This is a genomic window from Buchnera aphidicola (Aphis aurantii), from assembly GCF_039388985.1.
GTDB lineage: Bacteria > Pseudomonadota > Gammaproteobacteria > Enterobacterales > Enterobacteriaceae > Buchnera > Buchnera aphidicola_BL.
Window position 1 is genome coordinate 153,402 of record NZ_CP135021.1, and the last position, 26,046, is coordinate 179,447.

Annotated in this window: 22 protein-coding genes; 17 read left to right on the top strand and 5 right to left on the bottom strand. The window is 26.1% G+C overall.

Going from position 1 to position 26,046, the window contains the following annotated elements:
- Nucleotides 1-19: 19 nt before the first annotated feature.
- From lspA to ribF, 3 genes are read right to left on the bottom strand one after another with little or no spacing between them, the layout of a single operon-like run.
- The gene (lspA, locus tag RJT32_RS00750) at nt 20-508 is read right to left on the bottom strand and encodes a signal peptidase II (RefSeq protein WP_428994354.1); all 489 of its coding nucleotides are present in this window, start codon (nt 506-508) and stop codon (nt 20-22) included.
- On the bottom strand, nt 486-3,302 hold the full coding sequence (gene ileS / locus RJT32_RS00755; RefSeq protein WP_343154383.1) for an isoleucine--tRNA ligase: 2,817 nt from the start codon (nt 3,300-3,302) through the stop codon (nt 486-488). The genes lspA and ileS overlap by 23 nt, the downstream gene beginning before the upstream one ends.
- A gap of 20 nt (nt 3,303-3,322) precedes the next feature.
- A complete protein-coding gene (gene ribF, locus RJT32_RS00760; protein WP_343154384.1) occupies nt 3,323-4,258 on the bottom strand; it encodes a bifunctional riboflavin kinase/FAD synthetase in 936 nt (311 codons plus the stop codon).
- A 178-nt stretch (nt 4,259-4,436) separates the two neighbouring features.
- Here ribF and rpsT point away from each other — a divergent pair, with 178 nt between their 5' ends.
- The gene (rpsT, locus tag RJT32_RS00765) at nt 4,437-4,706 is read left to right on the top strand and encodes a 30S ribosomal protein S20 (RefSeq protein WP_343154385.1); all 270 of its coding nucleotides are present in this window, start codon (nt 4,437-4,439) and stop codon (nt 4,704-4,706) included.
- Between the two features lie 57 nt (nt 4,707-4,763).
- Here rpsT and dnaJ read toward each other — a convergent pair whose 3' ends face one another.
- Nucleotides 4,764-5,903: a molecular chaperone DnaJ gene (gene dnaJ / locus RJT32_RS00770; protein WP_343154386.1), complete on the bottom strand. Its 1,140-nt coding sequence runs from the start codon at nt 5,901-5,903 to the stop codon at nt 4,764-4,766.
- 99 nt (nt 5,904-6,002) lie between these two features.
- Nucleotides 6,003-7,919, bottom strand: a complete 1,917-nt coding sequence (gene dnaK / locus RJT32_RS00775; protein ID WP_343154387.1) for a molecular chaperone DnaK — start codon at nt 7,917-7,919, stop codon at nt 6,003-6,005.
- A gap of 344 nt (nt 7,920-8,263) precedes the next feature.
- Between dnaK and ndhC the strand changes: the two genes are divergently transcribed.
- The 16 genes from ndhC to RJT32_RS03110 all read left to right on the top strand — a co-directional run bounded on the left by ndhC (nt 8,264) and on the right by RJT32_RS03110 (nt 26,034).
- A complete protein-coding gene (ndhC, locus tag RJT32_RS00780; protein ID WP_343154388.1) occupies nt 8,264-8,650 on the top strand; it encodes an NADH-quinone oxidoreductase subunit A in 387 nt (128 codons plus the stop codon).
- 47 nt (nt 8,651-8,697) lie between these two features.
- Entirely contained in the window at nt 8,698-9,372 is a 675-nt protein-coding gene (locus RJT32_RS00785; protein WP_343154520.1) for a NuoB/complex I 20 kDa subunit family protein, read from the top strand.
- Between the two features lie 85 nt (nt 9,373-9,457).
- The gene (nuoC, locus tag RJT32_RS00790; RefSeq protein ID WP_428994349.1) at nt 9,458-11,260 is read left to right on the top strand and encodes an NADH-quinone oxidoreductase subunit C/D; all 1,803 of its coding nucleotides are present in this window, start codon (nt 9,458-9,460) and stop codon (nt 11,258-11,260) included.
- 31 nt (nt 11,261-11,291) lie between these two features.
- Nucleotides 11,292-11,771, top strand: coding sequence for an NADH-quinone oxidoreductase subunit NuoE (nuoE, locus tag RJT32_RS00795; protein WP_343154521.1), 480 nt, complete (start codon nt 11,292-11,294; stop codon nt 11,769-11,771).
- A complete protein-coding gene (gene nuoF, locus RJT32_RS00800; RefSeq protein WP_343154390.1) occupies nt 11,768-13,105 on the top strand; it encodes an NADH-quinone oxidoreductase subunit NuoF in 1,338 nt (445 codons plus the stop codon). The genes nuoE and nuoF overlap by 4 nt, the downstream gene beginning before the upstream one ends.
- A gap of 57 nt (nt 13,106-13,162) precedes the next feature.
- A complete protein-coding gene (nuoG, locus tag RJT32_RS00805) occupies nt 13,163-15,886 on the top strand; it encodes an NADH-quinone oxidoreductase subunit NuoG (RefSeq protein ID WP_343154391.1) in 2,724 nt (907 codons plus the stop codon).
- Entirely contained in the window at nt 15,883-16,851 is a 969-nt protein-coding gene (gene nuoH, locus RJT32_RS00810; RefSeq protein WP_343154392.1) for an NADH-quinone oxidoreductase subunit NuoH, read from the top strand. Before nuoG ends, nuoH begins: the two co-directional genes overlap by 4 nt.
- Before the next feature lie 24 nt (nt 16,852-16,875).
- Nucleotides 16,876-17,418: an NADH-quinone oxidoreductase subunit NuoI gene (gene nuoI, locus RJT32_RS00815; protein WP_343154393.1), complete on the top strand. Its 543-nt coding sequence runs from the start codon at nt 16,876-16,878 to the stop codon at nt 17,416-17,418.
- Between the two features lie 17 nt (nt 17,419-17,435).
- Nucleotides 17,436-17,942 carry an NADH-quinone oxidoreductase subunit J gene (gene nuoJ / locus RJT32_RS00820; protein WP_343154394.1) on the top strand — a complete coding sequence of 169 codons (507 nt, stop codon included), beginning with the start codon at nt 17,436-17,438 and terminating at the stop codon, nt 17,940-17,942.
- A gap of 34 nt (nt 17,943-17,976) precedes the next feature.
- On the top strand, nt 17,977-18,279 hold the full coding sequence (gene nuoK, locus RJT32_RS00825; RefSeq protein ID WP_343154395.1) for an NADH-quinone oxidoreductase subunit NuoK: 303 nt from the start codon (nt 17,977-17,979) through the stop codon (nt 18,277-18,279).
- On the top strand, nt 18,276-20,117 hold the full coding sequence (gene nuoL / locus RJT32_RS00830; RefSeq protein WP_343154396.1) for an NADH-quinone oxidoreductase subunit L: 1,842 nt from the start codon (nt 18,276-18,278) through the stop codon (nt 20,115-20,117). Before nuoK ends, nuoL begins: the two co-directional genes overlap by 4 nt.
- A gap of 61 nt (nt 20,118-20,178) precedes the next feature.
- On the top strand, nt 20,179-21,699 hold the full coding sequence (gene nuoM, locus RJT32_RS00835; protein ID WP_343154397.1) for an NADH-quinone oxidoreductase subunit M: 1,521 nt from the start codon (nt 20,179-20,181) through the stop codon (nt 21,697-21,699).
- A gap of 15 nt (nt 21,700-21,714) precedes the next feature.
- Nucleotides 21,715-23,172 carry an NADH-quinone oxidoreductase subunit N gene (locus tag RJT32_RS00840; RefSeq protein WP_343154398.1) on the top strand — a complete coding sequence of 486 codons (1,458 nt, stop codon included), beginning with the start codon at nt 21,715-21,717 and terminating at the stop codon, nt 23,170-23,172.
- 158 nt (nt 23,173-23,330) lie between these two features.
- Nucleotides 23,331-24,215 carry a TerC family protein gene (locus RJT32_RS00845; protein WP_343154399.1) on the top strand — a complete coding sequence of 295 codons (885 nt, stop codon included), beginning with the start codon at nt 23,331-23,333 and terminating at the stop codon, nt 24,213-24,215.
- 75 nt (nt 24,216-24,290) lie between these two features.
- A complete protein-coding gene (gene folC / locus RJT32_RS00850; protein WP_343154400.1) occupies nt 24,291-25,538 on the top strand; it encodes a bifunctional tetrahydrofolate synthase/dihydrofolate synthase in 1,248 nt (415 codons plus the stop codon).
- A 34-nt stretch (nt 25,539-25,572) separates the two neighbouring features.
- Nucleotides 25,573-26,034: a CvpA family protein gene (locus tag RJT32_RS03110; RefSeq protein ID WP_428994350.1), complete on the top strand. Its 462-nt coding sequence runs from the start codon at nt 25,573-25,575 to the stop codon at nt 26,032-26,034.
- Nucleotides 26,035-26,046 lie beyond the last annotated feature (12 nt).

Sequence of the window (26,046 nt, forward strand, 5' to 3'; positions counted from 1 at the left end):
TGAATTTGAAAAAATAAATTTATTTTTTTTTAAAAATATTATATTTATTTTGTATATATATAAGTGTTCCTATCATAATACTACAATCAGACATGTTAAATGTTGCAAAATGCCAGGTATTAATATGTATATCAATAAAATCTATAACAAATCCATAATAAATACGATCTATTAAGTTGCCTATAGCTCCAGAAATAATAAAGCATAAAGCTAATTTTTCCATTTTTTGTTTTGCTTTTAATATTTCTTTAAATATTAATAATATAATAACGATATTAAGCATGGATAAAAAAATTCTATTCCAAATTGTTTGATACGATAGAAGACTAAATGCTACTCCATAATTATGTACATGAAATAAATTTAATATTGATAAAATTTGTTTGGTTTTATATAGATCTAAATTATTAAAAATCCAATATTTAGAAAAAATATCTATTATCAAAACCACGATTATAATTAAAAAATATTTTTTATATTTTGTTTTATATAAAAGTTCGTTTTTCACCATTTCCTTTAGTATTAGAAATACAGCGTGTGCAAATTTCATAATCATTCTTATAAATCATAGGAATATTATAGTGCCAACAGCGTGGACACTTGTTGTCTTTACTTTTTTCTAATGAAATTTTAAATTTAGAAAATAATAAACATTTTTTTATATTTTTTGGTGCTTTTTCGTAATCTTTAATTAAAACATGAGATGTTAAAAACATAAATTTTAGTTCGCTTCCCAAAGCACTTAATATTTTTTTTACTTCAGGTGTGACATATAATATAAGAGAAGCCTCTAATGAATTATTTATGCTTTTATTTTTAATCTCTTCTTCTATAAATTTATTTATTTCATTTTTAATTTCTATTAATTGATTCCAAAATGTATGATTAAATATACTATCTTGATTTAATTCAAATAATTCATCAAACCATTCTTCTGTGAATATATAATTTGAATGATTACCTGGTAAATAGTTCCAGATTTCATGAGCGGTAAATGATAATATAGGTGCTATCCATCTAACTAAAGCGTGAAGTATATAATATATTGCTGTTTGACAACTTCTTCGTTCTAAACTATTTTTTTTTAAAGTATATTGTCTATCTTTAATTATATCAAGATAAAAAGATCCCATTTCAATAGAGCAAAAATGCATTAATCGTTGTATTACTCCATGAAAATTATATTTATTATAAAATTGAATAATTTCTTTTTGTACTTTCTTAGATAAAGAAACAGCCCACTGATCTAAATAAATCATTTTGTCTTGAGGGACGATATTGTTACTTGGATTAAAATCATTGATATTTGCTAACATAAAGCGCGCGGTATTTCTTATTCTTCGATAAATATCAGAAGTCCGTTTTAAAATTTCATTAGATATGGAAATATCGTTAGAATAATTTGAGGAAGCCACCCAAAGTCTTAAAACATCCGCTCCTAATGTATTAATAATATCGTTAGGACTTATAGTATTTCCTATGGATTTAGACATTTTCTGCCCCTTTCCGTCCACTACGAATCCATGTGTCAACACTTCTGAATAAGGTGTTTTTTGATTTACCAACATTGATATCATCAATGATGACATAAACCAACCTCGATGTTGATCGGATCCCTCTAAAAACATATCTGCTTGATTTTTTTTATTTTTTTTATTTTTATATTCTATTGATGTATGAGTATTTCCTGATTCAAACCATACATCTAATATATCAAAAATTTGTTCATATAGATTATGTTCTTCACCTAATATTTCTTTTATATCAATATTCCACCATGCTTGAATGCCTTCCAAATTGACTTTTTTTATTATGTTTTTCATTATTAAGTGGTTTTTAGGATGAATCTCGCCTGTTTTTTTGTGTATAAAAATAGACATTGGTACGCCCCATTTTCTTTGCCTAGAAATACACCAATCAGGTCTTTTTTTAATCATGTCTTCTATTCTAGATTTTCCCCATTTAGGTATCCATAAGACTTGATTAATTGCTTTAATGGCATTATGTCGAAAATTATTTTTATTAAAATTAATAAACCATTGTGGAGTAGCTCGAAATATAATAGGAGTTTTATGTCTCCAGCAATGTGGGTAGCTATGATTTAAAGGTTCTCGATGTAATAAACAATTATGGTCAATTAATAATTTTATAATTATTTCATTTGCTTTTAAAATATTAATGCCATCTAAATTCGGATGTATATTTTTTTTGAAGTCACCTTTATGATTAATTAAGTTTTTTGTGTTTATGTTATATTTTTGACAAATATTATAATCATCTTGCCCATGGTCTGGCGATGTATGAACCGCTCCTGTGCCTGTTTCTAAGGTTACATGTTTTCCTAATATTACAGGTATTGAGACATTTTTTAAAAATGGATGCAAAAATTTTATACCTTCGAGATGATTACCCTGGATAGACGTTAAATATTTCCAACTTTTTATTTTTAAATTATTCATAGTCTTTCTTACAAGTTCTTTAGCTAAAATTAAATAATATGCTTCAGTTTCTATCAAATCATATTTAAAATTTGGATGAACTGTAATAGCTTGACTAGATGGAAGTGTCCATGGAGTAGTTGTCCATATGGGTAAATATATTTCTTTGCTATCTAATCTATGGGTATTAAATATTTTTTTTAAACGTGTATCATTATTTTTCATAGCAACAAAAATTGTATCTGATACTTTATCAAAGTATTCAATTTCTGCATCAGATAAGGATGATTCACATTTTAAACACCAATATGTAGGCTTAAAATCTCTATATAAATATTTATTTTTAATAATTTGAGAAAGTGTTTTTATTATATTTGCTTCATTTTTATAATCCATTGTCAGATGAGAATTTTCCCAATCTCCGATTACTCCTAATCTAATAAAATCTTTTTTTTGTTTTTTAACTTGATTTTCTGCATATTTTCTACATTTTTCTTGAAATATTGAAGTTTTTATGATTTTTTTATAAACACCTATTTTTTCCTCGACCTTTTGCTCAATAGGTAATCCATGGCAATCCCATGAAGGTATATATGGCGCATCAAAACCAGATAGATTTTTTGATTTTATTATTATATCTTTTAAAATTTTATTTACCGCATGTCCAATATGAATATTTCCATTTGCATATGGAGGCCCATCATGAAGAAAAAAAATTTTTTTGTTTTCTTTATTTTTTCTAATTATTTGGTAAATATTTTTTTCATACCAATTTTTTAAAATTTCTGGTTCTTTGTGGATTAAATTGGCTTTCATAGGAAATTTTGTTTGAGGTAAATTTAAAGTTTTTTTATAATCATGCATAATTTTATCTTATTTTTAAATTAACAATTAAAAATGTGAAAGTATTTTTTGACAATTGTTATATCTTTAGAAATCTGTTCTTTTAATTTTTGTATTGATTCAAAAAAATATTCATTTCTTATTTTTTTATAAAATAACACTTCTATTTTTTTATGATATAAATTAATATTTGTATCAAATAAATGCACTTCAAGAATTTTATTTTTTAGCATATTAGTATAACTGGGTTTTACTCCTATATTACATATTCCAAAATATGTGTGTTTATAGTTCACCTTAACTGCGTATACTCCGTTATTGATTGGGATATTACTGTGTAACTTTATATTTGCTGTGGGATAGCCTAATGTTCTTCCTATGTGATCTCCATGAACAACTCTGCCAATAATACTAAATGGTCTTCCTAGTAATAATTTAGCTAGTTTCATGTTGTGTTCTGATAAATATCTTCTAATATTAGTACTACTTGCTCTAATATTGTTTATATATAAAGATTGAACTTCAATAACATTAAATTTATATTTTTTGCTATTTTTTTTTAAGAGTGAAATATTTCCATCTCTTTGAGAACCAAACTTAAAATCTGTTCCAATTATAATGAATTTGACATTTAGTTTTTTGACTAATATTTGCGTAATGAATTGTTCTGCACTGAGATTAGCAAAAATAATGTTAAATTTAATGCATAAAACAATATCGATTTTATATAATTGAATATATTTTATTTTTTCACGAAATGTAGTAATTCTTTTAGGAGGGTTGTGATTTTTAAAAAATTCTAATGGTTGTGGTTCAAATAAAATTACTATTGTAGATAAATTTGTTTTTTTACCCATGTTGTATACTTCAAAAAGTAATTTTCTATGTCCTAAGTGTACTCCATCAAAATTTCCAATACTTATAACTGAATTAAAATTTATTTGTTTTAAGTTATGAATGCCTCTGATAATCCTCATTATTATATTAACCTAATCAAATAAAATAATATATCATAACATTTATATTTTATAACAACTGTTTTAATAAGTTATATATGATAATATAATTTTTTATATTTGTTGTTATTAATTTTTATTATTTCTTGTATCATATTTTATATATAGTATAATATTTAAATATTTTAAGGAGTTAAAATTGGCGAATATAAAATCATCCAAAAAAGATGCTTTAGCATCTGAACAACGTCGAAAAAATAATACAAGTCAACGTTCTAAAGTTCGTACTTTTATAAAAAAAGTTCGATTAGCGATTATTTCAGGCAATAAAAATCAAGCTGAACATGCCTTTAAAAATATGCAATCTATTATTGATAAATATGCTACTAAAGGTTTAATTCATAGAAATAAATCGTCTAGACATAAATCTGTTTTATCATTACAAATTAAAAAATTACATTCAAATTAAATGTTTTATAGTATTGCCTCTAAATTTAAATTAAGAAGCAATACTTTATAATATTTTTTATTTTGTTAGATCATCAAAAAATCTTTTTACTCCATCAAAAAATCTTTTTGAACGAGGAGTATTTTTTTCACCTCTAAAACCGTTAAAACTTTGCCCCAATTCATTTAAAAGATATTTTTGTTGTTCATTAAGATTCACTGGCGTTTCCACTACTACTCGACATAATAAATCGCCTTGTTTTCTATTTTGAACTGATTTTACACCTCTTAATCGAATACGAAAGAGTTTTCCTGACTGTGTTTCAGATGGTATTTTTAACTTTACCCGACCATCTAATGTGGGAACTTCAATTTCCCCCCCTAATGCAGCCATAGTAAAATTTATTGGAACTTCGCAATAAAGATCATTTTCTTCGCGTTCAAAGATAGGATGTTTATTTACTGTAATTTGGACATAAAGATCTCCTGATTGCGAACCATTTATTCCAGCTTCTCCTTCATTATTTAATCGAATTCGATCGTTAGTATCTACGCCAGGTGGAATTTTTACTGATAATGTTTTATGGGTTTTCATTCTACCTTGACCTTGGCATGTACGACACGGGTCTTTGATTATAGTTCCTTTTTCATGGCATGTGGGGCAAGATTGTTGTACTGTAAAGAAACCTTTTCTGATATGTATCTGACCTCTACCTTGACAAGTTGAACAATTACTAGGTTTGGTGCCTAATTTAGCTCCTGTTCCATAACATATCTGACATTTTTTAAATGTTGGAACGCGTATTTCTTTTATTGTTCCTTTTACTGCTTCTTCTAGAGAAATATGCATGTTATAACACAAATCAGCTCCTTTTTGTGCTCTTTGGCGTCTATTACCCCCAAAAATATCACCAAAAACATCTCCAAAAATATCACCAAAATCTGCAGATCCACTAAAAGTACTATAAGAATTATTTTGATTATGATTACCATTTTCAAAAGCTGCATGACCATATTGATCATATGCATTTCTTTTTTCTTCATTAATCAAGATTTCATAAGCTTCTTTTATTTCTTTAAATGTATTTTCGGCATTTTTATTACCCTGATTTCTATCAGGATGATATTTCATTGCTAACCGTTTATAAGCTTTTTTAATTTCACGATCTTCAGCTGATTTTGAGAGGCCTAAAATTTGATAGTAATCTTTTTTTCCCATTATTGCTCCTTTCTAACTTTCAAAATAATTAAACGGGCGTAGATTTTTTCTACGCCCGTGTTAATTTGACATTGTTATAATTATTTTTAAATTTAATAATTATTTCTTAGGATCCTTTATTTCTTCAAATTCTGCATCTATAACATTTTCATTTTTTTTTGATGTATCAGATTTAGTGTCATTTTTTAAATTTTCTTCTGATGTTTTTTGATGAATATCTGTTAGTTTAGATGAAATTTTTAAAAGATTTTGTATATTTTTTTCAATTTCAGATTTATTTTCTTCTTTTAAAGATTGTTCTAAATCATTTAAAGCTGATTTTATTTCTTCTTGATTTTGAATGTCAATTTTTGTTTTATTTTCAACTAACTGTTTTTTTACACTATGAATTAATTGATCACCTTGATTTCGTATTTGAATTAATTCTTCAAATTTACGATCTGCTTCAGAATTTGCTTCTGCATCATTAATCATTTTTTTAATTTCTTCTTCATTAAGCCCAGAAGAAGCTTTAATAGTAATTTTTTGTTCTTTACCAGTTTTTTTATCTTTCGCTGAAACATGTAAAATTCCATCAGAATCAATATCAAATGTTACTTCAATTTGAGCTGTTCCTCTAGGTGCTGGTTCTATTCCGTCCAGATTAAATTGTCCTAAAGACTTATTATCTAAAGCTCTTTTTCTTTCACCTTGTAAGACATGTATGGTAACTGCTGATTGATTATCTTCTGCTGTTGAAAATACTTGACTATGTTTAGTAGGAATTGTAGTATTTTTATTAATTAGTGTCGTCATTACACTACCCATAGTTTCAATTCCTAATGATAGCGGAGTTACATCAAGTAGTAAAACATCTTTTACATCACCTGAAAGTACTCCACCTTGAACTGCTGCTCCAACTGCAACTGCTTCATCTGGATTCACATCTTTTCTAGGTTCTTTTCCAAAAAAATCTGCAACTTTAGACTGGACCATAGGCATTCTTGTCTGTCCACCTACTAAGATCACATCATTGATATTTGAAATTGATAATCCAGCATCTTTTAACGCCACTTTCAGCGGTTCAATTGATCTTAGTACTAGATCTTCTACTAAAGATTCCAGTTTTGAACGGGTAACTTTAATATTTAAATGTTTTGGACCATTAGCATCTGCTGTGATATATGGTAAATTTACGTCTGTTTGTTGTGCTGATGATAATTCAATTTTTGCTTTTTCTGCAGATTCTTTTAATCGTTGCATAGCTAATGAATCATTTCGAAGATCAATTCCTTGTTCTTTTTTAAATTCATTCACTAAATAATTTATTAATCTACTATCAAAATCTTCTCCACCAAGATGGGTATCACCATTAGTAGCAAGTACTTCAAATGTTTTTTCTTTATCTACATCATCTATTTCAATAATTGATATATCAAAAGTTCCTCCGCCTAAATCATAAACAGCTATAGTTCGATTTCCTTGGCCTTTATCTAAACCGTATGCAAGTGCTGCAGCTGTAGGTTCATTAATGATTCTTTTAACCTCTAAACCAGCGATTCTACCTGCATCTTTAGTTGCTTGTCTTTGTGCGTCGTTGAAGTAAGCAGGAACTGTGATGACAGCTTCTGTTATAGATTCTCCTAAATAATCTTCTGCAGTTTTTTTCATTTTTTTTAAAACTTCTGCAGATATTTGAGGGGGTGCCATTTTTTTTTCTTTTGCATCAATCCATGCATCTCCATTTTCGGAGTTAATAATTTTGTATGGCATAATTTTTATATCACGCTGAACTTCTTCATCTTTAAATTTTCTACCAATTAGACGTTTTATAGCAAATAAAGTATTTTTTGGATTTGTAATAGCTTGGCGTTTAGCAGGTTGTCCTACTAAAACTTCTCCTTCTTGAGTATATGCAATAATTGAAGGCGTAGTACGATCTCCTTCTGCATTTTCTAAAACACGTGGTTTATTGCCATCCATAATGGCAACACAAGAGTTGGTTGTTCCCAAGTCGATACCAATAATTTTACCCATTGTATTTCTCCTATTTTGATAAATTGGGTTTCAACCCTTATGTAGCCATTTTTTTGGCTTTAATTAGCGACATAGGATTGTATTTGATATTTATCTACAGTGTTGTGATTATTAGATGGGGTCTTTTTTTTGGTCATCAAGGTCTAAGTTTAAAAAAAAATGAATTTTTTAAATAAGTTTAAATAGAATATATCATGTTCAAATAGCATATATAATGAAACATAATTTATTATTTTTTGTTTTTCATGTATATTATTTTTTATTCTTTAACTGAAAAATTAAAATTATATAAACACTTATTATGTTTTTACTGTTTTTAGTTTTTAATATTTCGAGGTTATTTTATGCATGATGTAGTAAATATACTTGATCTTGGAGAATATTTATCATTTTTTTGTTTTATTTTTTTTTCTCTAATTTTTTGTTTTTTTATGTTATTTTCAAGCTCAATTTTAGGGGGAAAATCGACTTCAAGGTATAAACATACTCCATTTGAATCAGGTATTGCCCCAGTGGGAGATACTTCTTTAAATTTTTCAGTTAAATTTTATTTAGTCGCGATGTTTTTTGTTATATTTGACGTTGAAACTCTGTATCTATATGCATGGTCTGTTAGTATAGTGGAAACAGGATGGGCGGGATTTTTTGAAGCTTTCATATTTATTTTATTTCTTTTATTGTCATTGTTTTATTTAGTTCGTATTAAAGCGTTGAATTGGTCGAATAAATAAAATATTCAAATTTATTATATTTAGGATATAATTTGATGAAATATAAAATGAATTATACTTTAACTCAAGCAGAAAAAAAACACTCTAATAAAAAATATCCAAAAGAAGTAACTAGTGTTGTTATGGACCCGGTAGAAAACTATTTAAAAAAAAATATATTTACGGGAAAACTTAAGCAATTACTTCATAAATTAGTAAATTGGGGCCGTAAAAACTCTCTTTGGCCCTATAATTTTGGATTATCTTGTTGTTATGTCGAAATGGTAACTGCTTTTACATCTGTTCATGATGTGGCTCGTTTTGGATCTGAAGTTTTAAGAGCTTCTCCAAGGCAAGCTGATGTTATGGTTATTGCTGGAACACCATTTATTAAAATGGCTCCTATTATCCAAAGATTATATGACCAAATGTTGGAACCAAAATGGGTGATTTCTATGGGTGCATGTGCTAATTCTGGTGGAATGTATGATATTTATTCTGTTGTTCAAGGGGTAGATAAGTTTTTACCAGTAGATATTTATATTCCTGGTTGTCCGCCTAGGCCAGAAGCATACATTCATGCTTTAAAGCTACTTCAAAATTCTATTAGTCATGAGAGAAGACCATTATCTTGGGTCATAGGAGAACAAGGAATTTATCGGAAAAAAATGTTATCGGAAAAAATTAAAAAAAGAAAAAACAGAATTTCAATTGTTAATCTTCCAACAGTAGAAAAAATTTAATTTTTATAATAATATTTTTATTTAAAGTAGTAAAAATTTTAAACAATATTCAAGTTTCCAAATTAGTGATTAAATGAGAGATCTAATGACAGATGTAATTTCAAATAAAAGTAGTAATATTAATTTAAATACTGAAAAAGATAATTTAAATGATTTAATTTTTAATGAATTGTTTGATGTCTTTGGTAAAGATTTTTGCGTTATTCAAAAATCTAAGATAGGTTTTCCAATAATCTGGATAAATAAAACCTTTTTATTACAAATTATAAAATTTTTATTTAATTCATCTTATTCTTACAATATGCTTTTTGATTTACATGGTGTTGATGAACGTTTTAGATTACATCGAGAACATTTACCTCAAGCTGATTTTTCAGTATTTTATCATTTAATTTCTATTAAAAATAATATTGATTTTATGATTAAAGTTCCTTTGCTGCAAAATGATTTAACTTTATCAACATCTATTAGTTTATTTCCTAATGCTAATTGGTACGAACGAGAAACATGGGAAATGTTTGGCATTACTTTTGAAAATCATCCTAACTTAACAAGGATTATTATGCCTAATACATGGAAAGGATATCCGTTAAGAAAAGATTTTCCGGCTAGAGCGACTGAATGTAAATCTTTTTTCTTAAATGAAGAAAGAGAAGATCTAGAAATGAAAGGTTTAGTATTTAACCCTGAGTTATGGGGGATGAAAAGAAAAAATGATAATGTAGATTTTATGTTTTTAAATTTAGGTCCTAACCATCCTTCTGCTCACGGTGCTTTTAGAATTGTTTTACAGTTAGATGGTGAAAATATTGTTGATTGTGTTCCTGATATTGGTTATCACCATCGAGGAGCAGAAAAAATGGCGGAGCGTCAATCATGGCATAGTTATATTCCTTATACGGATCGAATTGAATATTTAGGTGGTTGCGTTAATGAAATGCCTTATGTTTTAGCAATAGAAAAGTTGGCTAGTATTGTTGTTCCAGAAAAAGTAGAAGTCATTCGTGTGATGCTCTCAGAATTATTTCGAATTAATAGTCATTTATTATATATTTCTACTTTTATTCAAGATGTAGGATGCATGACACCTGTTTTTTTAGCTTTTACTGATCGTCAAAAAATTTATGATTTAATTGAAGCGATAACTGGCGCAAGAATGCATCCTGCTTGGTTTCGTATTGGTGGTGTAGCTCACGATCTACCTCAGGGATGGGATACTTTGTTGAAAGCTTTTCTTACATGGATGCCAAAACGATTAAAGCATTATATAGATATAGCTTTAAAAAATACTATTTTAATTAATCGATCAAAAGGAATTGCTAAATACTCTCGAAAAGAAGCTTTAGAATGGGGGGTAACAGGGGCAGGTTTACGTGCTACAGGTTTAGATTTTGATGTAAGAAAGTGGAGACCTTATTCTGGATATCAAAATTATACTTTTGACATACCTATTGGAGATGGTATAAGTGACTGTTATTCTAGAGTGATGATCAAAGTGGAAGAAGTATATCAAAGTCTTTCAATTTTAAAACAGTGTTTAAATAACATGCCAGAAGGTCCTTTTAAAGCGGATCATCCACTAACTACTCCTCCACCTAAAGAAAGTGTTTTAAGAGATATTGATAGTATGATTACTCACTTTTTACAAGTTTCATGGGGACCAGTTATGCCGGTAAATGAAAGTTTTCAAATGATTGAAGCAACCAAAGGTATTAATAGTTATTATTTAATTAGCGATGGTGGTACTATGAGCTATAGAACAAGAATACGAACACCTAGTTTTCCGCATTTACAGCAAATACCTTCTGTAATTCGTGGGAGTTTAATATCAGATTTAATTGTATATCTAGGTAGTATCGATTTTGTTATGTCAGATGTGGACAGATAATTATGCATAAAAAAAAAGACAATTAAAAGAAATTTCTACAAAATTTACATTGAGTTCCTTCGAAATTAATGAAATAGAAAATCAAAAAAAATATTATGAAAATTACAGAGCAATTTCAATAGAAGCTTTAAAAATTGTCCAAAAGCAACGTGGATGGGTCTCTGATCAAGCTATTGTTGAAATTTCTAAAATACTTCATATTAATCCAAGCGATATAGAGAGTGTTGCCACTTTTTATAGTCAAATTTATCGCCAACCTGTAGGTCGTAATATCATTCGTTATTGCGATAGCGTAGTTTGTTATATTACAGGTTATAAAAAAATTAAAAAAACCTTAGAAAAATCTTTATCAATTAAAACAGGCGCTACTACTTTAGATAAACTATTCACATTATTACCAATTTGCTGCTTAGGAAATTGTGATAATAGTCCTACAATAATGATCAATGAAGATCTACATTCTAACTTAACTCCAGAACTTATACCTGATTTACTGGAATCATATAAATGAATAATAAAATTATACGATTGGAAGAAACTCATCCATTAACATGGAGGATTCGAGATGATAAAAAAACTGTTTGGATGGAAGAATATTGTAATAAGAATGGTTATGTTGCTTTTAAGAAAGCTATAAGTCATAAAACCCCAAAAGAGATTATTAATTTAGTCAAAGAATCAGGTTTGAAAGGAAGAGGTGGTGCTGGTTTTTTAACAGGATTAAAATGGAGTTTAATGCCCGACAAGCTAATTAATAAAAAAGAATACCGTTATTTGTTATGTAATGCAGATGAAATGGAACCAGGGACTTATAAAGATAGATTTTTAATAGAGCAAATGCCTCATCAGCTGATTGAAGGAATATTATTGTCTGCTTTTGCAGTACAAGCTAATCGTGGTTATATTTTTTTACGAGGCGAATATATTAAAGGAGAATATATTTTAAATAAAGCTATACGAGAAGCAAATAATTTTGGTTATATTGGTTCAAATATTTTAAACAGCGGATTTCATTTTGACTTGTTTTTACATACTGGAGCCGGTCGTTATATTTGCGGGGAAGAAACAGCATTAATTAATTCATTAGAGGGTCGAAGAGCTAATCCTAGATTTAAACCGCCATTTCCTGCTACTTTTGGGTTATGGGGAAAGCCTACTTGTGTTAATAATGTTGAAACTTTATCAAATATTCCGTCTATTATATTAAATGGTACTGATTGGTATAAAAGATTATCTCAGAGTTCTGATACTGGTACTAAGTTAATGGGTTTTTCAGGGAAAGTGAATAACCCGGGTTTATGGGAGCTACCATTTGGTATCACTGCGCGTGAAATTTTAGAAGATTATGCGCTTGGTATGAAGTCAGGTTTATCTTTAAAAGCATGGCAACCAGGAGGGGCTGGTACAGATTTTCTAACTCCAGAACATTTAGATTTATCTATGAATTTTGATACTCTTTTAAAAGCTGGAAGTCGTTTAGGAACGGCTCTTTCCATGGCAATAGATAATCAAACAAATATGGTTTCACTTGTCTATAATATAGAAAAATTTTTTGCTCGGGAATCATGTGGTTTATGTACGCCTTGTAGAGAAGGATTACCTTGGATCGTAAAAATATTACATAGTTTAAAAAATAAAAAAGGACAAAATAATGATATCAGAGATTTAGAAAATTTATGCATTTCTTTAGGTCCAGGAAAAACATTTTGTGCTCACGCACCGGGAGCAATTGAGCCGTTACAAAGTGCTATGAAATATTTTCGATCAGAATTTGAAAATGGAATAAATATAGAAACAAAAGATTTAAATGAAAATATTATTGGGATTCAATCTAATAAGTTTTAATTTAAACGTTTAATTTAAAATATAAATTTATTTTTAAAAGCTTTGGAATTTTCTATGATGTTTAAAATTTATATAAATAAAAAAAAATATTATGTAAGAAAGTCTAACAACTTATTACAGGCATGTCTATCAGTTGGATTAGATCTTCCTTATTTCTGTTGGCATCCTGAATTAGGAAGTGTTGGAACTTGTCGGCAATGTGCTGTAACAAAGCATAGTTCTTCTTCAGATTTAAAAGGGCGGTTAATTATCTCTTGCATGACCCCTGTAATAGATGGAGATATTATTTCGACTCATGATAATATATCAGAAAAGTTTAGAACAAGTATAGTTGAATTGCTTTTAACAAATCATCCTCATGATTGTCCTGTCTGCGAAGAAGGTGGTAATTGTCATTTACAAGATATGACAGTTATGAATAAACATCATATACGAAATTATCGATTTTCGAAAAGAACTCATAAAAATCAATATTTAGGTTCTTTTATTAAACACGAAATGAATCGTTGTATTGGATGTTATCGTTGTGTTCGATATTATAAAGATTATGCGGATGGTAGTGATTTAAATGTTTATGGTGCTAATAATAATATTTATTTTGGTCGTATAGAAGATGGAGTTTTGGAAAATGAACATTCAGGTAATTTAATTGAAGTATGTCCTACTGGAGTTTTTACTGATAAGACCCATTCAAAGCAGTATAATCGAAAATGGGATATGCAATATGCTCCTAGTATATGTCAAAGCTGTAGTATTGGTTGTAATATCAGTATAGGTGAAAGATATGGTGAAGTACGTCGTATAGAAAATAGATATCATGAAAATATTAACCATTATTTTCTTTGTGATTTAGGACGATTTGGGTATTCACATCATTCTTTAAAAAATCGACCTAAAAATCCTTCTAATATGATTAATGGGCAGCCAAATATATTAAGTTTTAATGAAGCAATCAAAGAAGGAGTAGATTTTTTAAAGAAACATAAAAATATCATTGGCGTTGGTTCTACTCGAAGTAGTATAGAGAATAATTTTGCATTACAAGAATTAGTTGGAGAAAAAAATTTTTCTCATGGAATGTGTATTAAAGAATATTCTTGTTTAAAGTTAATTTTAAGTGTTTTGAAAAATAATAATTTATATATACCATCTTTAAAAGAGATTGAAAGTTATGATGTTATATTGGTTCTTGGTGAAGATCTAACACAAACTTCTCCTCGTGCTTCACTAGCAGTTCGACAAGCTATTAAAAATAAAGCTAAAGATATAGCTGAGATAAATGGTATACCTAGATGGAACGCCGCTGTTATATCTAATATTTCAGAAAATTATAAAAATTCTTTATATATCACTCATACACATGAAACTAAATTAGATGATATTGCTGATTGGTGTTATTTTGGATCAGTTGATAATCAATCAAAATTTGGTTCTGCTATTGCAAGTAATTTAGATACTTCACTGCCAATAATTAAAGATTTAAGTCCTTTATTACTGAAAAAAGCTTCTTTTATATCAAAAAAATTATTGAATGCAAAAAAAGCACTCATTATTTCTGGTACAAGCTCATTTAATAAATCTCTTATAAAAACTGCTATTAATATAGCGATATCTATTAAGAAAAAAGAAAAAAATCATGTTGCTCTGTCTTTCTTCACAACATCTTCAAATACTTTAGGGTTGGGATTGATTGGTGGTATATCTATAGAAGAAGTATTAGATCGATTACAAAAGAAAGAAGCAGATGCTGTAATATTTATGGAGTATGATGTATCTCGATATTTATCTAAGTATGATTATGAAATTTTTTTTAAGAATAAAAAAAATATTTGTACTATAGATCACCAATATACTAAAACTTATAAAAATTCTAAACTTAATTTACCTTGTGTCAATTTTCCGGAAAGCTCTGGTACAATAATTAACTTTGAAGGAAGAGCGCAACGTTTTTTTCAAGTTTATGATCCCATGTTTTTTAATAAAAAAAATTGTTTGTATGAAAGTTGGAAATGGTTGCATTTCATTCAATGTAAATTTTTGAATAAAAATATATCTTGGTTTAATATAGATGATGTAATTGATTCATATAGTAATAAGTATTCTATTTTGAAAAAAATTAAAATATCTTTACCTAGCGTGGATTTCAGAATAAATAATCAAAAAATTGCTCGATCTCCAAATCGTTATAGTGGTCGGACAGCTTTAAAATCTCATATTAATATTCATGAGTCTTCTCAACCAAAAGATACCAATAGTATGTTTTCTTTTTCTATGGAAGGTTTTAATCAACCTAATAAATCTTTTTCATATATTCCTTTTGCTTGGTTTCCTGGTTGGAATTCTCCTCAAGCATGGAATAAATTTCAAGTAGAAGTGGGAAAAGAATTAATCTCTGGAGATTCAGGTATTCATTTGTTTAAAAATAATAAAAAAGTTGAAGATATTTATTTTCATATTAAAAATCATATTAATAAAAAATATTGGCATGTAATTCCATATTACCATATTTTTGGAAATGAAGAATTAACACAGTATTCGTCTATTATTCAAGAAAATATAATTACACCATATGTTTTAATAAGTGAAATAGATGCTGTAGAATTAAATTTAAGAAAAAATTCTCAAATAGAGTTTAATTGTTTAAACAAAAATTTTCGATTAAATATAAAATTATCTAAAAATTTATGTAGGAAACAAATTGGATTACCTATAGGAAGAAGAGGTTTTCCTATTGCTTTGGTTGGGAAAGAAATTACATTTATAAGAGAATTTATCAAATGAAATATTTTGGAATAGATCTATTAGAAATTTTTTTAGGATTTTTAAAAATAATATCATTTGTTATGTTAGTTGTGTTTTTTTCAGCAATGCTGAGTATTTTTGAGCGTCGACTGTTAGCATTTTTTCAAAATAGACATGGTCCTAATAGAGTTGGTTATTTTGGTAGTTTACAATTATGTGCAGACATGATTAAAATTTTATTTAAAGAAGATTGGGTGCCAAAATTTAGCAAAAAATTTATTTTTGTTTTGTCTCCAATTTTATCCTTTATTGCTTTACTATCTGTAATTCCAATTATCCCATTTATCCATAAAAATCCAATCATTAACTTAAATATAGGAATCTTATTTTTTTTAATGATGGCAGGTTTATCTGTGTATTCAATATTATTTGCCGGATGGTCTAGTAATAATAAATATGCTTTATTAGGTGCTATTAGAGCTTCTGCTCAAACTTTAAGTTATGAAGTTTTTTTAGGTTTGTCTATAATGGGTGTGGTTGCTCAATCAGGTTCGTTTGGCATAGTTGATATTGTAAATCATCAAGAAAAAATTTGGAATGTTATACCTCAGTTTTTTGGATTTTTATCTTTTTTAATAGCTGGATTAGCTGTTTGTCATAGACATCCTTTCGATCAACCTGAATCTGAACAAGAATTAGCTGATGGTTATCATATTGAATATTCTGGTATGAAGTTTGGACTGTTTTTCATTGGAGAATATATTTCAATTGTTACAGTTTCATCATTAATAACAGCAATGTTTTTTGGAGGTTCCCTTGGTTTTGGAAAGCCTAGTTTTTTTTGGTTTTTTTTAAAAATGATGTTTTTTATTGTTTTCTTTATTTTAATTAGAGCATCTCTTCCAAGACCTAGATATGATCAAATATTGTCTTTCGGATGGAAAATATGTTTACCTATGACATTGTTAAATTTACTTGTAACGGCTTTTTTTATATTGATATAAAATTTAATAAAAGAGATGTTATTTATGAACTTTAAAAAAATCATTGTTGGATTGTTTACTCAGATAAGAAGTATTTGGATAATTTTTATAAATATATTTTATAAATCTGAAACAAAATTGTATCCAGAGGAAAAAGTTTATTTACCTCCTAGATATCGTGGTCGTATAATATTAACAAAAAATGTAAGTGGCGAAGAGCGCTGCGTTGCATGTAATTTATGTGCAGCAGTGTGTCCAGTCGATTGTATTTCTTTGCAAAAATCTGAAAAAAAAGATGGTCGTTGGTATCCTAAATTTTTTAGAATTAATTTTTCTCGTTGTATTTTTTGTGGTTTATGCGAAGAAGCTTGTCCTACTGCAGCGATTCAGTTAACTTCAGATTTTGAATTGTCAGATTTTGAAAGGCATAATTTGGTTTATGAGAAAGAAGATTTATTAATTTCTGGACCTGGAAAATATCCTACTTATGATTTTTATCATTTTTCTGGTGTTCTTATTAGTGGCAAAAAAACAGGCGAATTAAATATAGAATCATCACCTGTTAATATTAAAACTTTACTACCATAAAAAAAGGAAATTATTAAATGAATTTCGTTTTTTATATATTTTCTTGTATAGCTATTATTTCGACTTTTTTAATAATTACTCAAAAAAATGCAATTTATTCTTTACTATATTTAATTATTTCTATTTTATCAATATCTGGTGTTTTTTTTTCAATTGGCGCTTTTTTTGCTGGTGCTCTAGAGGTCATTATATATGCAGGAGCAATTATAGTTTTATTTGTTTTTGTTATTATGACTTTAAATTTGGGGGATAAAGACGATAGAAAAGAAAAAAAATATTTGCGCCCTATATTCTGGGTTATGCCAAGTGTTTTAACATTAATTTTGTTTTTATCAATGACATATGTTATTTTTTTTATGAAAGAAAAAAATATCGATTTTTTCATAATAAACACTAAAATTATAGGTATGAGTTTATTTGGTCCTTATTTATTGTTAGTCGAGCTTGCCTCTTTTCTTTTATTATCTGCTTTAGTTGTAGTTTTTCATATTGGTAGCGAAAAAAAGTTAAATCAAAAAAAATAATCATAATTTCTTAATTTTATAAGGAGAACGATTGATGATTTCTTTGTTTCATGGTTTATTTTTGTCATTAATATTATTTATATTAGGTTTAACATCTCTTATAGTACGTCGAAATGTTTTATTTATATTAATTAGTTTAGAAATAATGATGAATGCCGCTGCGTTAGCATTAGTTATAGTTAGCACATATTGGAAACAACCAGATTGTTATATCATGTATATACTTGCTATTACTTTAGCTGCAGCTGAAGCTAGTATAGCATTAGCTTTATTATTACAATTATATAGAAGTAAGAAAACATTAAACGTGAATGTATTAAGTGAGATGAGTGGATGAATATTATTTTTTTGATAATTTTGTTTCCATTGATTGGTTTTTTTATTTTATCTTTTTCAAAAGGAACATTTTTTAAAGAAAACATATCTCGTATAAGTGTATTTTCAATATTTTTTTCTTTTCTTATTACCTCTTTTTACGGCATCATGTTTATTAATCATACTTGTCAAGTTTGGACTCAAAAATTATGGTGTTGGATAGCTATTGATACATTGAGAATAGATTGTAATTTAATTTTAGATGGATTAGCTCTTAGTATGTTAGTAGTAATTACAGGAATTGGTTTATTAATACATATTTTTTCTATTTGGTATATGAAAAACAAAGAGGGGTACTCGCGCTTTTTTGCGTATACTAATTTATTTATAGCAAGCATGTCCTTATTAGTATTAGCAGATAATTTTATATTTATGTATATCGGATGGGAAGGTGTAAGTATTTGTTCTTATTTATTGATTGGTTTTTATTATAATAAAATTCATAATAATCGATCTTCTTTAAAAGCTTTTGTTGTAACACGTATTTCAGATATATTTTTAATAATTGCAATTTTTTTAATATATCAAACATATGGAACATTGAATTTTCAAAAAATTCATTATTTATCACATTTTTTTTCTATCAATAGTTTAAATATAAATTTTATTGCATTTTTTTTATTAATTGGCGTCCTTGGTAAATCAGCGCAATTTCCACTTCAAACTTGGTTGTCAGATGCTATGGTTGGTCCTACTCCTGTTTCAGCGTTAATTCATGCTGCAACTATGGTAACAGTAGGTGTTTATTTGATAGCTAGAACACATTTTTTATTTTTATTAGCTCCCAATATACTATACTTAATCAGTTTGATTGGTATTTTAACAATATTAATTTCTAGTTTTTCAGCATTAGTTCAGAAAGATATCAAACGTATTCTTGCATATTCGACTATGAGTCAAATAGGATATATGTTTTTATCATTGGGTATTCAAGCATGGTCCGCTGCTATTACACATTTAATTACACATGCTATTTTTAAAGCGTTATTATTTTTATCTGCTGGCTCTTTAATAATTTCTTGCAAAAATGAAAAAAATATATTTAAAATGTCTAAAATTAATATAAAATGTCCTATTTTATATATTAGCTTTATTTGTGGTGGGGCATCTTTAATTTCATTTCCGTTAGTAACAGCAGGTTTTTATAGTAAAGGTAATATTTTATTTAGCGTTTTAAATAGTGGGCATATTTGTTTACTTTTACTTGGTTTATTTGGATCATTATTAACATCTATTTATACATTTAGAATGATTTTTGTTGTGTTTCGTAAGTTCAGTTTTTCTAATTGTTTATATGAAAAAGCAATAACACATAATTTGCCATTATTAATTTTACTAGTTTTTTCTAGTATATTTGGTATTTATATTATACCTTCATTGTCTTTTGTCTTTCCTACATTTAAATATTCTATCAATGAAAAATTTTTGTTTGAATTTATATCTAGTTTAATATCTTTATTTGGAGTGTGGATTGCATATTATTTATGGATTAAAAATACAGATTTTATTAATAAAATATTGAAATTAAAAATTTTTCAATTTATATATAACTTTTTATTAAATGGATGGTATTTTGATTCACTATATAATTTATTTTTTGTGCATCCATATTTATTTATTTCTAATATTTTATTTTCTGATCCATTTAATAAAATTAATGTTTTTTTTGTTAATACCATTCAAAAGATTAATATTACTTTATTAAGAACTGTTAATGGACATGTAAAATGGTATATAGCATCAATGGTATTAGGTGTTAATTTGATTTTTATGTTCATTTTATTTTTGTGTAAAATATAATTTATTAATATTTACAAGTTGTAATTAAATAGTTTTTATAAATCATAGGAATATATATCTGATGTTGCTTTCTTTATTAGTTATCATTCCATTTTTTAGTGGTATTTTTTCTTTTTTATCTGTTAAATTAAAGAAATGTATTCCTCGTTATATTTCAATAATAGGTATATTTTTAACATTATTAGTTACTATTAAAATATGGTTTTCTGGAAATTTTTGTATATCTCAAGTCAATCATTATCCTCATTGGAATTATCAATGTATATTACATTGGATGCCTAGATTTGGAATTGATTTTCATTTAGCTATTGATAGTTTTTCCATTATCATGCTGTTTTTAACTTTCTTTTTAGGTATTATTTCTATTTTATGTGCATGGAATGAAATCAAAGAAAATGAAGGATTTTTTTATTTTAATTTGATGCTAGTGTTAACTGGGGTGATAGGGGTTTTTATTGCTGTTGATTTGTTTTTGTTTTTCTTTTTTTGGGAAATTATATTAGTTCCTATGTATTTTTTAATTGCACTATGGGGAAACAACAAACACAATAAAACTAGTGCTATACATGCTGCTAATAAATTTTTTATATATTCTCAAATATCCGGTTTGATAATGTTAATATCAATTTTATTATTAGTTTTTAGTTATTACCAAAATACTCATATTTTAACATTTAATTATGATTTATTACTTTTTAATATCCTTGACCCAAGGACAGAATATATTATTATGTTAGGTTTTTTTGTTTCTTTTCTTATAAAAATGCCTATTATTCCGTTTCATGGATGGTTATCAGATTTCCATGCTCAATCCTCGTATTGTGGGTCGATAGATATTATTGGTGCTTTATTTAAAATTGCTCCTTATGCGCTTTTTCGGTATAATATGACACTTTTTCCAAATGTAATACAACAAATTTCTCCAATTGCAATGTTTTTAGGTTTATTTAGTATTTTTTATGGCGCTTTATTAGCTTTTTCCCAAACAAATATTAAACGTTTAATTGCTTATGCTTCTATTTCTCATATGGGATTAATTTTAATTGCTATTTATAGCGATAATAAAGTTGCTTTTCATGGATTAGTAATTCAAATAATATCTAATAGTTTATCTACTGCTGCTTTATGCATTTTATCAGGTCAAATTTATAAGTACTTTAAAACGCAAAATATTCTTAAAATGGGAGGTTTGTGGTCCAATATTTATTGGATTCCTGCTTTTTCTTTATTTTTTGCTTTGGCAAATGCAGGAGTTCCTGGGACAGGAAATTTTATTGGTGAATTTTTAATTTTATTTGGAATATTTCAAACATACCCGATTGTTTCGATTATAGCAACAATTAGTATTATTTTTTCTTCTATTTATTCTTTGTATATGATTCAGAGAATTTATTATGGTCCTTCTAGAAGAGATAATGTAATATTATCTCCAAATATTAAAGAATTTTTAATATCAATAATATTAATTTTTTCATTAGTTTTCTTAGGTTTAATGCCTCAAAAAATATTAAATTTTTCACAAGATACTATATCTTCTATATATCATTTTAAAAAAAAATTTGTTAATTCTATTTCAAAATAAAGGTCATAATAAATAATGATAACAAATTTACGAGAATTAACCGCTTTGTCACCTTTTTTAATTTTAATAGCAAGTGTAGTGATAGTTATCTTATCTATTTCTCATAATCGTAATCATTTTTTGATTGCTATGTTAAGTACATTTGCTTTAATTGCAACATTTTTTTCGTTATATTTGCTAATTTCAATTGTTCCGATAAATATTGCTAATTTGTTTTACGTTACTAAATATTCTATATTATATATTAGTATTATTTTAATTTCTGGTATTTCTTCTTGTGTTTTTTCATACGAATGGTTGTCAAGATATGAATTTAATAAAGAAGAATTTTATTTGCTTCTTTTATTATCAACGATAGGTGCAATGTGTTTGACTATTTCTAGTCATATGTCATCAATATTTATTAGTATTGAATTAATGTCGTTACCAATGTTTGGTTTAATTGCTTATTCAAATTATGTAGATTATACTTTAGAAGCATCTTTTAAATATCTTATTTTATCTGCTATATCTTCTGTATTTTTATTACTTGGTATTGCTTGGATATACGCTATTTCTGGAAACCTTAGTGTTGCATATATAAATCATATTTTTTTATTTGTTTCTAATAATGAAAAATTAGTTTTACTATTTGGTATGATTATGGTATTAGTTTCTTTTTTGTTTAAATTATCATTAGTTCCATTTCATTTATGGACATCTGATATTTATCAGGGAACACCATCTTCAATTCTATCATTTTTTTCTGTTTCTGGAAAGGTAGCTCTTTTTAGTGTGTTATTGCATATATTTTCGTATAATTCTCTTATTAGTAACCAAGCATTATATTTAATTTTATCATTAATCAGTATTTTTTCGATATTATTTGGAAATTTCATGGCTATTTTCCAAAATAACATTAAAAGATTTTTCGGATATTCATCAATATCACAATTAGGTTATTTATTATCAATATTGATTATGTTAAAAAATAATTATGCTTTTTCTTTAGAAACAGTAGTAATTTATCTTTTGAATTATTTATTTATTAATATAGCATATTTCGGTGTGATTCAATTGCTTTCGAATTCTTCTAATGATATAGATTCAATTAGTTTTTATAAAGGTTTGTTTTGGTCTAAACCTATTTTAAGTGGAGTGTTGACGATTGTTCTTCTTTCTTTAGCTGGACTTCCAATAACTTTAGGTTTTATTGGAAAATTTTATATTTTATCTATGATAATACAAAATAATTTGTGGTTAATGAGTGTGAGTTTTATATTTGGAACTATATTAGGTTTATATGGGTATTTTAGATTAATTATTAATTTATATTTAAAACCAGCAAAACAATCATTGAATTATAAAAAATTTGCATCAAATATTTATAGTAATATTTTTTCTGAAATTTTAATATTACTTTCTGGGTTTATGTTGTTAGTTTTTGGATTATTTCCAAATCCGCTAATATATTTAATAAATTTTACTAAGTAGTTTATCGTTCGTTACTAATTAGAAAACAATTTTATGTTATCTGATTAATTTAAAAAATTAATAATTTTTTAATAGTCTTAAAATAATCTTTATTAAATAAGAAAAAATTTAATCTATATCTTAACTATTACTATTATTTTGAGGTTTTTAAAATTATAATGAAATTTATTATTGAAAAACATAATTTTAAAAATAAAATAAAACCATTTTTTTATTTTTATCGTTGGTTTTTTATTTATTTTTTTGTTTTTTTATTATTTATTTCTATATTTTGGTGTATTTTATACAAAATTAGCGGAATTCATATTGCTAATAAAAACGTTATTTGTTTTTTAACTAGTTATTTATTAGAAATTATATTATCAGTAGATAATATTTTTGTTTGGTTTTTAATTTTTAAATCACTTGAAATACCAAATGTTTATCAAAAAAAAGTTTTATTTTATGGGCTTATTGGAGCTTTAATATTACGTTTTTTATTGTCTTTTTTTGGTTATTTTGTATTTTTAAAATGGCATTGGATATTATATTTTTTTGGGGTATTGTTTATATTTATTAGTTTAAAAATATTTTTTTGCTCTAGTAATCCAAAAAACGAAGAAAAAAATATAGGTTTATCTTGGATTTATAAAACATTTAGAATAACTAATAATAGTTCTTGTAAAAATTTTTTTTTAAAAATAAACAATAAAATATTTTGCACTCCTTTGTTCATATCGTTAGTTCTTATAGAATTAAGTGATCTTATTTTTTCAGCAGATAGTATTCCTGCTGTTTTTTCTATTACTCATGATTTATTCATTATTTTATCATCTAACATTTTTTCAGTGTTAGGTTTAAGATCTATGTATTTTTTTATATCACCAATAATAAATAAATTTCCTATGATAGAATATGCTCTGTCAATTATTTTAATGTTTATAGGATTTAAAATATTATTTGAAAAATTTATAATAATTTCAAATTTTTTTACTTTTAGTATTATATTAATTATTTTAGTCGCTACATTTATTATAAATGTTTTTTTTATTAAAAAAAAATAGTATTGCAATAGTGATTTTTACTTGATATTTTATAACATTTTGATAATTATATAAATTTTTAAATGAGCTAAAGATATGTATAAAAAAAATTTTTCTTTTTCTATGTGGATTAAATATTTAGAGCGATTTAAAAAAAAAAATAAAACAAATTTAACAGAAATTAAAAATATTGCAAAAAAATTAAATTTATTAAATTTTAAGTCTTTTTTTTTTACTATAGGAGGGACAAACGGAAAAGGAACAACATGTGCTATGTTAGAAAGATTATTATTAGATTCTGGTTACCAAGTTGGTTTATATACTTCTCCGCATCTTTTTGATTTCGTAGAGCGCGTAAAAATTAATGGAATATATTTAACTGAAATGCAATATGTTTCTGCTTTTCTTAATATAGATTCTATAACATTGAATTATTCTTTAAGTTATTTTGAATTTGTTACTCTTTCAGCTTTGTTTTTGTTTAAACAATATTCACTGGATGTCATAATATTAGAAGTTGGTTTAGGGGGAAGGTTAGATGCGACAAATATTATAGATTCAGATGTGTCTATAATTACAAATATCGGTATTGATCATACTTCAATTTTGGGCTCAAATAGATTGAGTATAGCTCGTGAAAAAGCAGGTATTTTTAGAGAAAATAAAATAGCTGTTATTGGCGATAAAGATATTCCAAATTCTATATATGAAATAGCAAATAAAACTAAAACAATATTAAAAATAATTAATAAAGATTGGAGTTGGAAAAAAGATAGTTATACTTGGAGTTTCATACATTCTGCAATAAAGTTATATAATCTACCGATACCTAAAATACCATTATCAAACGCCGCCATTGCTTTATCAGCATTATTTTATTCTAACCTTAAAATTAATACAAAAATTTTAAAAAGTTCAATATCCAAAGTGAAATTAGATGGTAGATTTCAAATTCTTTCTTATTTTCCTTATATTATTCTTGATGTTGCTCATAATTCTCATGCTTCTTTATATCTTTCTAAAAAAATTAATGAAATAGATATACAAGGAAATATATATTCAATATTTGGTGTATTGAAAGATAAAGATATTTCATCAATTATTGCGCCATTAAAAGAAAAAGTCGATTATTGGTATAGCGCGATTTTACCTACAGATCGTAGTGCGAGTATACATCAGTTAGAAAATCATTTACCTATTCAGAATACGTTTTTTTTTAATAATGTTGATGATGCTTGGAATCATTTAAGAAAAATACTTACTAAAAATGATATGGTATTAGTTTTTGGTTCTTTTATGACTGTTTCAGAATTTATTTCGATAAAAAATAAAGAAATTGAATAACATAATAGAAAAAATATTATTTTTTAGGAAAAATATGATTTTAATAGATTCTTGTATTTTTATTATTATTCTCTTTTCTACTGTATTAGGAATGTTTAAAGGTTTTTTCAAGGAATTAATATCAACTATATTTTGGTTTTTTTTTATTTATTTTTTTATTCATTATAAATATTTTAGTTTTTTTTATTCTGATATTTTTTTACAAAATAAAAATTATTTAATAATTTTAATCATTATTATTTTTTTTTTCATAATTAAAATTTTATTAAATTTTATTTTTAATAAAATTATTAAACAATTTAAATTATTATATATTAATATTATTTTTGGAGGTGTTTTTGGTTTTGCTCGTGGAATAATATTAGTATTTTTTATTTTATTTGCAATTAGTAAATATAATAATAGTATTTGTTTAGATTTATTAGAAAAATCTTTTTTCATTCATTTATTTTTTAATATTTTTAATAATAATTTTAAATATTTTTCTGAAGACTAAGCACATTACTTT